The 683-nt window shown below is 53.4% G+C and carries 1 protein-coding gene; it reads right to left on the reverse strand.

All coding sequences use genetic code 11. The features are described from left to right. Nucleotides 1-316: hypothetical protein (locus AC6RNO_RS36730; RefSeq protein ID WP_497108443.1), on the reverse strand; the 316-nt coding region annotated here is incomplete at its 3' end. Between the last annotated feature and the right edge of the window lie 367 nt (nt 317-683).

A 683-nucleotide genomic window follows, 5' to 3' on the forward strand; every position in this document is an offset into this window, starting at 1 on the left:
TATAGTTCGAACCATCTACAGTATAAAAGTTAATAGAGCTAGCTCCTGTTGCCGTCACCGTTACGGTACGATTTACCGGCAAGCTCGTTTTGTACCATAGCTCTCCGTTCGCCGATAACTTACCGGTCACTGGACCCGGAGCTGTGTACGGCAGTGCTCCTTCCCGCGTCGCTCCTTGCTGCGCTGCCATCAGCTTGTACGTTCCCGCATATGTTCCTGTTTTCAGTTCAACATAATACGTTCCCGCTGCACTTGGGATGTACGCCAGTACTCCGGTGGTGGTGGTGGCTACCTGCGTATTCGTGCTGTTGTACACTACGATCCCTGCAGGCGCACTCGGTCCGCTCCCCGTNTCCGGTGGTGGTGGTGGCTACCTGCGTATTCGTGCTGTTGTACACTACGATCCCTGCAGGCGCACTCGGTCCGCTCCCCGTCAGCTGATATTGCATTCCTGCCGACAGCTCCAAACGGAAGAACATGCTAGTCGTGCTCGGAGCACTCATCTGCTGGCTTCCTGTCTGATTTGTCATCGTCACCCCATACGCTTGACCCATGTTCGAGCCGTCAATCGAACTTAGCATAATACTTTTTCCAGCTGTGCCTGTCAGCTGTATATATGAATCTGCTGTGGTCGGTACGAAGCTGCACGTTGCTCCGTTACATCCTCCAATATTTGAACCGCT

Source organism: Paenibacillus sp. sgz302190 (assembly GCF_059820445.1).